General features: G+C 73.6%; 1 protein-coding gene. It reads left to right on the top strand.

What is annotated here, in order from left to right:
- Positions 1 to 4,768: type I polyketide synthase (locus IE274_RS39010; RefSeq protein WP_190120698.1), on the top strand; the 4,768-nt coding region annotated here is incomplete at both ends.

The raw sequence follows: 4,768 nt of genomic DNA, 5'->3' as shown, positions 1-4,768 counted from the left end.
GGTGTGGCCTCCGGCTGGGGCTGAGGTTGTGGATCTGGAGGGGTTCTACGACGAGAGGGCTGACGCCGGTCTCGCCTACGGGCCGGTGTTCCAGGGCTTGCGGGCCGCGTGGCGCAAGGACGGCGAGGTGTTCGCCGAGGTCGCGTTGCCCGATGGTGTGAAGTCGGACGGCTTCGGTCTGCATCCGGCGCTGCTGGACGCGACGTTGCACACGGTCGGTCTCGCGGACAGCGCGGACGTCGACGGCAAGGTGCCGTTCGCGTGGTCGGGTGTGCGGCTGCACGCCTCCGGCGCGACGGCACTGCGCGTGCGCCTCGCCCCTGCCGGAGCGGACGCGGTGACGCTGACGCTCGCCGACGGCGCGGGCGCCCCCGTCGCGACGGTGGACTCCCTCGTCCTGCGTCCCGTAGCGGAGACGCTGTCGAGGCAGGACGGGGAATCGCTGTTCGGCGTCGACTGGGTGTCCGTGCCCCTGTCCGACGGCGACGCCCCGACGGTCGCATGGGCCGACCTGGAAGCACTGACCGAGCCGCAGTCGGCGGAACTGCCGGGCTTCGTGGTCCTGTCGTGCCCCGACACCTCGGCGTCCGACCCGGCCGTCGGCGCGCACGACGCCGCGCACTGGGCGCTGAACGCGGTCCAGAGCTGGCTGACCGACGAGCGCTTCGACGCGGCCCGCCTGGCCGTCGTGACCAGGGGCGCGATCGCCGCCTCGGCCGATGAGGCGGTACGGGACGTCGCGCAGGCCGCCGTGTGGGGCCTGGTGCGGTCCGCCCAGTCGGAGAACCCGGACCGGATCGTCCTGGTCGACCTCGACGAGGAGACGGCCTCGCTGGACGCGCTGCCGTCCGCGCTGGCCACCGGTGAGCCGCAGTTGGCGCTCCGCTCGGGCACCGCGAGCGCCCCGCGCCTGGCCAGGGTCAGCCCGTCCGTGGTGGACGACCCCGGCTTCGGGCCGGGTGCGGTGCTGGTCACCGGTGCCACGGGCACGCTGGGCGGCCTCATGGCCCGGCACCTGGTCGCCGAGCGCGGCGTACGCAACCTGCTGCTGGTGAGCAGGCGCGGCGCCGCCGCCGAAGGCGCCGAGGAACTGCGCGCCGAACTCGCCGCGCAGGGCGCCGAAGTAGTGCTCGCCGCCTGCGATGTGGCCGAGCGCGAGGCTGTCGCCGCGCTGCTGGCCGCGCACGACATCTCGGCCGTCGTCCACACCGCCGGTGTCCTCGACGACGGCGTGATCAGCTCGCTCACCCCGGAGCGGATCGACACCGTCTTCCGCCCGAAGGTCGACGCGGCCTGGCACCTGCACGAGCTGACCCGCGACCTGAACCTGTCCGCGTTCGTCCTGTTCTCCTCGGTCTCGGGCACGCTGGGCGCCCCCGGCCAGGGCAACTACGCGGCGGCGAACGCGTTCCTGGACGCGCTCGCGCAGCACCGCCGTGATGCCGGACTGCCCGCCACCTCGCTCGCGTGGGGTCTGTGGGCCGAGGCCAGCGGCATGACCGGGGACCTCGGCGAGGCCGACGTGAAGCGGATGGGCCGGGGCGGCCTGCTCCCGCTCCGCACCGCCGAGGGCCTCGCCCTGTTCGACGCGGCGGGCTCGACCGGCCGCGCCGCGCTCGTACCGGTGCCCCTGGACCTGGCCGTGCTGCGCCGCGAGGCCCGCACCCGCCCCGTCCCGCACCTCCTGCGCGGCCTGGTGCGCGGTACCGCGCGCAGGACCGCCGAGTCCGGCCCCGGCGCGAGTTCGGCGCTGGCCCGCTCGCTCGCCGGGATGAGCGTCGCGGACCGGGAGAAGGCCCTCCTCGACCTCGTACTCGGTCACGTGGCCGTGGTGCTCGGCCACAGCTCGGCGGGCGCCATCGCACCCGACCGCGCGTTCAAGGACCTCGGCTTCGACTCGCTCAGCTCCGTCGAACTGCGTAACCACCTGGGCGCGGCGACCGAACTGGCCCTGCCCGCCACGCTCGTCTTCGACTACCCGACCCCCGCCGCACTCGCCGCCCACCTCGGCGCCGAACTCGCGGGCGCCACCGTGGTCGAAACGGTCACCGGCACGACGGTCGCCATGGCCGACGAACCGATCGCGATCGTCGGCATGAGCTGCCGCTTCCCCGGCGGCGTCGAGTCGCCCGAGGACCTGTGGCGGCTCGTCGCGTCCGGCGCGGACGCACTGTCCGGCTTCCCGACCGACCGCGGCTGGGACGTGGAGTCGCTCTACGACCCGGACCCCGACCACGCGGGCACGACCTACGCCCGTGAGGGCGGCTTCCTGCACGACGTCGGCGAGTTCGACGCGGACTTCTTCGGCATCTCGCCGCGCGAGGCCCTCGCCATGGACCCGCAGCAGCGACTGCTCCTCGAAACCTCCTGGGAGGCGTTCGAGCGGGCGGGCATCGACCCGCACGCGGTACGCGGCAGCCGCTCCGGTGTGTTCGTCGGCACCAACGGCCAGGACTACGCGGCGCTGTTGATGGCCGCGCAGGAGAGCGCCGAGGGCTACGCGGGCACGGGCAGCGCGGCGAGCGTCATCTCGGGCCGCCTCTCGTACACGTTCGGCCTCGAAGGCCCGGCCGTCACTGTGGACACGGCGTGCTCCTCGTCGCTGGTCGCCCTGCACCTGGCGGGTCAGGCGCTGAACAAGGGCGAGTGCGAGCTGGCCCTGGTCGGCGGTGTGACGGTGATGTCGACGCCGGGTGCGTTCATCGAGTTCAGCCGCCAGCGCGGCCTCGCGCCGGACGGCCGCTGCAAGGCGTTCGCCGAGGGCGCGGACGGCACCGGCTGGGGCGAGGGCGTGGGCATGCTGCTCGTGGAGCGCCTTTCCGACGCCCGGCGCAACGGCCACGAGGTGCTTGCGGTCGTGCGCGGCTCCGCGGTGAACCAGGACGGCGCGTCGAACGGCCTGACGGCCCCGAACGGCCCGTCGCAGCAGCGCGTCATCCGCCAGGCACTGGCCAGCGCGGGCCTGGCCGCGGCCGACGTGGACGCGGTCGAGGCGCACGGCACCGGCACGTCGCTGGGCGACCCGATCGAGGCGCAGGCCCTGCTCGCCACGTACGGGCAGGACCGCGGCGGTGACCCGCTGTGGCTCGGCTCGGTCAAGTCGAACGTCGGTCACACGCAGGCCGCGGCCGGTGTCGCGGGTGTGATCAAGATGGTCATGGCGATGCGGGAGGGCGTGCTGCCGCGCACCCTGCACGTCGACGAGCCCTCGACGCACGTCGACTGGTCCGCGGGCGCCGTCCGGCTCCTGACGGAGACCCAGCCGTGGCCCGAGACGGGTCGGCCGTGGCGGGCGGGTGTGTCGTCGTTCGGCGTGAGCGGCACGAACGCGCACGCCATCATCGAACAGGCCCCGGCCGTCCAGGAGTTGGGCGTCGACGCGGCGCCGGAGCCCGACGGGCTCGCGCCGTGGGTCCTTTCGGCCCGGAGCGCCGAGGCGCTGCGGGAGCAGGCCAGGCGTCTGAAGTCCTTCGTGGACGCGACGCGTGAGCTGGCCGTGTCGGACGTGGGTCGTGCGCTGGTGTCGTCGCGGGCGGTGCTCGAGCACCGTGCGGTGGTCGTCGCCGATGACCGGGACGAGTTCCTGGCTGCTCTGGCGGCGGTGGCCGACAGCCAGGCGAGCGGCGCCGTGGTCTCGGGCGTCGCGGATGAGCCCGGCCGGGTGGGTTTCCTGTTCTCGGGTCAGGGTTCGCAGCGCCTTGGTATGGGGCGTGAACTGTCCGAGCGTTTCCCGGTGTTCGCGGCGGTGCTTGACGAGGTCCTTGCGGAGTTCGATCCGTCGGTGCGTGAGGTGTTGTTCGGTCAGGACGCGGACGCCCTGAATGAGACCGGGGTGACGCAGCCCGCGTTGTTCGCGGTCGAGGTGGCGCTGTTCCGGCTCCTTGAGTCGTGGGGCGTCCGCCCCGACATGCTGGCGGGCCACTCGATCGGTGAGCTGGCCGCCGCGCATGTGTCGGGTGTCTGGTCGCTGCCGGATGCCGTCAAGGTGGTGTCCGCGCGGGGTGCGCTGATGCAGGCGCTCCCCGAGGGCGGCGCGATGGTCGCGATCCAGGCGACGGAGGCCGAGGTCGCGGCCGACGAACTGCCGGACACCGTCGACATCGCTGCCGTGAACGGCCCCGCCTCGGTGGTTGTTTCGGGTGTGGCCGCTGATGTCGAGGCGGTCGCGGAGCGGTGGCGTGAGGCGGGTCGCAAGGCGACCCGGCTGAAGGTCAGCCACGCGTTCCACTCGCCGCTGATGGACCCGATGCTGGACGAGTTCAAGCGGGTCCTCGCGGGCGTGTCGTACGAGGCGCCCCAGATCCCGATCGTGTCGACACTCACCGGCCGACCGGCCACCGCCGAGGAGCTGGCCTCCCCGGACTACTGGGTGCGGCACGTGCGGAAGGCGGTGCGCTTCGCCGACGCCGTGAGCGCTCTGGTCGCCGAGGGCGTGGCGACGTTCGTCGAGGTCGGTCCCGGCGGGGCGCTGTCGGCGCTGGGGCAGGAGTCCGCGCCGGACGCGGCCTTCGTACCCGTGCTGCGGGGCGATCGGCCGGAGGCCGTGGCCGCCACGACGGCTGCCGGGCACCTGCACGTGCGCGGTGTCCAGGTCGACTGGCAGCCCTTCTTCGACGGCAGCGGTACGCGACGGGTGGACCTGCCGACGTACGCGTTCCAGCGCGAGCGCTACTGGCTGGACGCCACATACACGACCGGTGATGCCGCGGCGATCGGGCTCGGTTCGGCGGAGCATCCGTTGTTGGGTGCGGCTGTTGCTGTGGGTGGC

Source organism: Streptomyces flavofungini (assembly GCF_014650815.1).
Lineage (GTDB): Bacteria > Actinomycetota > Actinomycetes > Streptomycetales > Streptomycetaceae > Streptomyces > Streptomyces flavofungini.
Note: the sequence above shows the minus strand (reverse complement) of the source record. Positions and strands in the feature narration are given on the sequence as shown.